Below are 4,148 nucleotides of genomic sequence, written 5' to 3' on the forward strand. Positions count from 1 at the left end.
GTGTCCGGGGCGGCGGCCGGGGCGGGCCCGTCAAGGGCGTCGGGCCGGACCACCCATCGGGCGGGCCCGTGGGCGAGTCCGGCGACCACGCCGGTGCCGCGGATGACCGCCCCGGCCTTCGACTGCTGCGTCATTGGGAGCTCCTAGCGGACCGGGCACCCGCGCCCGGCCGATCGAGTGGTTATGTGACGAGAATAACTAAGACCGCTTGACTTTCCAACCGTTTCGGGCAGAATCCAACACACTCGGTCACAGGCGAAAGGCTCACCATGTACGGCAGCGAGCGACGACGGCGCATCACGGAGACCCTCGCCGCGTCCGGGCGGGTCACCGTGGCCGAACTCGCCGCCGACCTCGACGTGAGCGCCGAGACCATCCGCCGCGACCTGTCGGTCCTGGAATCAGAGGGCCACCTCGAGCGCACGCACGGCGGCGCGGTGTGCGCGGTCCCGGGTGGTCGTGTGGAGCGGACCCTCGCCGCGCGCCGGTCGGAGAACGTCGAGGCCAAGACCGCGATCGGCCGGGCCGCGCTTCGCCTGCTGCCCGCCGCCTGCGGGACCGTGCTAGTCGACGCCGGCTCCACCACCGCGGCCCTCGCCGAGGCGCTGCCCGCCGACCACGGGCTGACGGTCATCACCAACTCGGTCCCCGTCGCCGACGGCCTGCACCGCGCGGCGACCGACGACCTGCACGTGCTCGGCGGGACGGTCCGCGGCCTCACCGGCGGGTGTGTGGGCGCGTCGGTGCTTCGGGCGCTGGAGGCGATCCGCGTGGACGTGGCGTTCGTCGGCGCCAACGGCCTCCACCCCGACCGCGGCCTCACCACCCAGGACCCGGACGAGGCGGCGGTGAAGAACGCCATGTGCGGCGCCGCGCGGCGGGTGGCGGTGCTCGCCGACTCGAGCAAGTTCGGCCACGAGTTCCTCGTCTCGTTCGCCCGCCTCGACCAGATCGATGTGCTGGTCACCGACTCGCCCCCGCCCGGCCCGCTCGCCGCCGCGCTGGACACCCACGGAATCGAGGTCGTGCTGCCATGATCGTCACGCTCACCATGAACCCGTCGGTGGACCGCACCGCGCAGCTGCCGGCGCCGCTCGCCGTGGGCGGGGTCAATCGCATAGCGGCCGTCGACGACTCACCCGGCGGCAAGGGCGTCAACGTCGCACGTGTGGTGGCCGCCGGCGGGGTGGAGGCGCGCGCGGTGTTCCCCGCGCCTCCCGAGGACCCGTTCGTGACGATGTGCGCCGCGACCGGCGTCGCGACATCCGTGATGCCGACGACCGGGGCCGTGCGGATCAACCTCACCCTCGCCGACCCCGAGGGCACCACCACCAAGATCAACTCCCCTGGCCCCGAGCTCGATGCCGCCACGCTCGACCGGGTCCGGTCCACGATCGCGGACCTCGCCCGTGAAGCGCAGTGGGTGGTGCTGAGCGGATCCCTGCCGCGCGGCGTGGAGGACGGCTTCTACGCCGACCTGGTCACCGCCCTGCGTCCGGCGGGGGCGCGCCTCGCCGTCGACACCTCCGACGCACCCCTGGCAGCCCTCGCCGCGCGACTCCCGGAAGCCGCGCCGGACCTGGTCAAACCCAACGGTGAGGAGCTCGGCCAGCTCGCCGGCGTCGACGGCGCGGAGCTGGAACGACGCGCCGTCGACGGTGACACCGGACCCGTGGTCGCTGCCGCACGCGCCCTGCGCGAGCGCGGCGTCGGCGCGGTCCTGGTCACCCTGGGCGGTGCCGGAGCAGTCCTGGTCGACGACGACGAGACGTGGTTCGCGAACGCCCCCGCCGTCCGGGTCAGGTCCACGGTCGGGGCCGGCGACTCCGCGCTCGCGGGATATCTGCTCGCCGGGGCCCGCGGACTCCCGCCGCGGGACCGTCTCGCATGGGCCGTCGGTCACGGCAGCGTGGCCGCCTCCCTGCCCGGCACCGGACTACCGCTGGGCCTCGACCCCGCCACCTTCCGCGCCACGCTCAGGCGCCTCGACTGAGGTCCCCGTCCCCGCCCCACCCCTTCTCACCGCGACACCCCTTCTCACCACGACACGGAGCACGGCCATGAACCAGCCCATCATCGAGACCGCCACCGTGCGGCTCGACGCCGACCTCGGCGGCACCAAGCAGGAGGTGATCCGGGCGCTGGCCCGGACCCTCGTCGACGCCGGCCGCGCCGATGACCACGACACCCTGGTGCGCGACCTCCTCGCCCGAGAGGACAAAGCGGCCACCGGCATGAAGGGCGGGATCGCGATCCCGCACTGCAAGTCCGAGGCCGTGACCTCACCGAGCCTCGCGTTCGCCCGACTCGACCCGCCCGTCGACTTCGGCGCCAAGGACGGACCCGCCGACCTCGTACTGATGATCGGCGCCCCCGCCGGCGGCGGCAAGGAACACCTCAAGCTGCTCGCCACGCTCGCGCGGAACCTCGTGCGGGCCGAGTTCGTGGACTCCCTCCGGGCGGCCGCCACGGCCGAGGACGCGGTCGCGGCCATCGAGAAGGTGCTCGCCGCGCAGGAGCAGAAGGCCTCGTCGTCGTCCTCGTCGGCGCCCGCCCCCACGGCGTCCGGCGGCGGGGCGGCGACCACAACCGACGGTGGTGGCGACGCGCCGCTGCGCCTGGTCGCGGTGACCGCCTGCCCCACCGGCATCGCCCACACCTACATGGCCGCCGACTCCCTGGCCCAGGCCGCGCAGGCGCGTGGCGTCGATCTGCAGGTGGAGACCCAGGGCTCGGCGGGCGCCACCGCCCTCGACCCGGGCGTGATCGAGGCGGCCGACGCGGTCGTGTTCGCCACCGACGTCGGCGTCCGCGACCGCGGCCGCTTCGCCGGCAAGCCCGTCGTCGAGTACGGCGTGAAGAAGGCCATCGACGCCCCCGACCGGGTCCTCGACGAGGCGCTGGCCGCCGCGCGCGACCCCCGCGCCCGTCGCGTGTCGGCCGACTCCGGCGACGGCTCGGGGACCGCCGCGTCGGGCGCGTCCGGCGCCGACGAGCACTGGGCCCGCGGACTGCAGCGCGCGGTGATGACCGGCGTGTCCTACATGATCCCGTTCGTCGCGGCCGGCGGCCTGCTGCTGGCGCTCGGCTTCCTCTTCGCCGGCTACGACGTCGCATTTGTGTGGCAGGAACTGTCCACCTCGTTCACGCTCACCGACCTGCCCGGCGAGGTCTGGTACCTCGACGGCGAGATCGTCTCCGCCGGCACCGCCGGCGCCGAGGCCCTCACCCACACGGGCCTGCGCCTCTACATCGGCGCAGTGCTGTTCGCGATCGGCCAGGCGGCGATGGGCTTCATGATCGCCGTGCTGTCGGGGTACATCGCCTACGGCCTGGCCGACCGCCCCGGCATCGCCCCGGGCTTCGTCGGCGGTGCGCTGTCCGCGACCCTCGGTGCCGGCTTCATCGGCGCCCTGGTCACCGGCATCCTCGCCGGCTACCTCGTGCGCTGGATGACCACGTGGAAGACCCCGCGCTGGTTGTCCGGCCTCATGCCCGTCGTGCTCATCCCGCTGCTCGGCTCGCTCGCGATCGGCCTGCTCATGTTCCTCCTGCTCGGCCGCCCGCTGGCCGGGCTCACCGAGGCCATGGAGTCCTGGCTCGGCGGCATGACCGGCTCCTCGGTGATCCTGCTCGGCGTGATCCTGGGCCTGATGATGTGCTTCGACCTGGGCGGGCCCGTCAACAAGGCCGCCTACACCTTCGCCACCGCCGGCCTGGTCGCCGACAACCCCGCGACGCTGCGGATCATGGCAGCGGTGATGGCGGCCGGCATGGTCCCGCCGCTGGCGATGGGCCTGGCCACCGTCGTGCGCAAGCGGCTGTTCAGCCCTGCCGAGCAGGAGAACGGCCGCGCAGCGTTCCTGCTGGGCGCGAGCTTCATCTCCGAGGGCGCCATCCCGTTCGCCGCCGCCGACCCGCTGCGCGTGATCCCGTCGATGATGGCCGGCGGCGCCGTGACCGGTGCGCTGATCATGGCGTTCTCCGTGGAGTCGTACGCGCCCCACGGCGGCCTGTTCGTCGTGTTCGCCATCAACCCGGTCTGGGGCTACCTCGTCGCGATCCTCGCCGGCACGCTCGTCGCCTGCGCGGCCGTGGTCACCGCCAAGTCCGCGCGCCGGACCCCGGCCGTGGCGCCGGCCGCCGCG

The 4,148-nt window shown here is 73.9% G+C and carries 3 protein-coding genes; all 3 read left to right on the forward strand.

Translation table 11 applies throughout. The features are described from left to right. Nucleotides 1-269 precede the first annotated feature (269 nt). A complete protein-coding gene (locus HMPREF3086_RS13010; protein ID WP_061228138.1) occupies nt 270-1,037 on the forward strand; it encodes a DeoR/GlpR family DNA-binding transcription regulator in 768 nt (255 codons plus the stop codon). Next, nucleotides 1,034-1,993, forward strand: coding sequence for a 1-phosphofructokinase family hexose kinase (locus HMPREF3086_RS13015; RefSeq protein ID WP_070722291.1), 960 nt, complete (start codon nt 1,034-1,036; stop codon nt 1,991-1,993). Before HMPREF3086_RS13010 ends, HMPREF3086_RS13015 begins: the two co-directional genes overlap by 4 nt. Before the next feature lie 67 nt (nt 1,994-2,060). Then, nucleotides 2,061-4,148: PTS fructose transporter subunit IIABC (locus HMPREF3086_RS13020; protein ID WP_070722293.1), on the forward strand; the 2,088-nt coding region annotated here is incomplete at its 3' end.

This window comes from Dietzia sp. HMSC21D01, assembly GCF_001815995.1.
Classification (GTDB): Bacteria; Actinomycetota; Actinomycetes; order Mycobacteriales; family Mycobacteriaceae; genus Dietzia; species Dietzia cinnamea.

Coding starts and splice junctions, on each gene's coding strand:
- HMPREF3086_RS13010 (WP_061228138.1), top strand. CDS start 270: ATGTACGGCAGCGAGCGACGACGGCGCATCACGGAGACCCTCGCCGCG.
- HMPREF3086_RS13015 (WP_070722291.1), top strand. CDS start 1,034: ATGATCGTCACGCTCACCATGAACCCGTCGGTGGACCGCACCGCGCAG.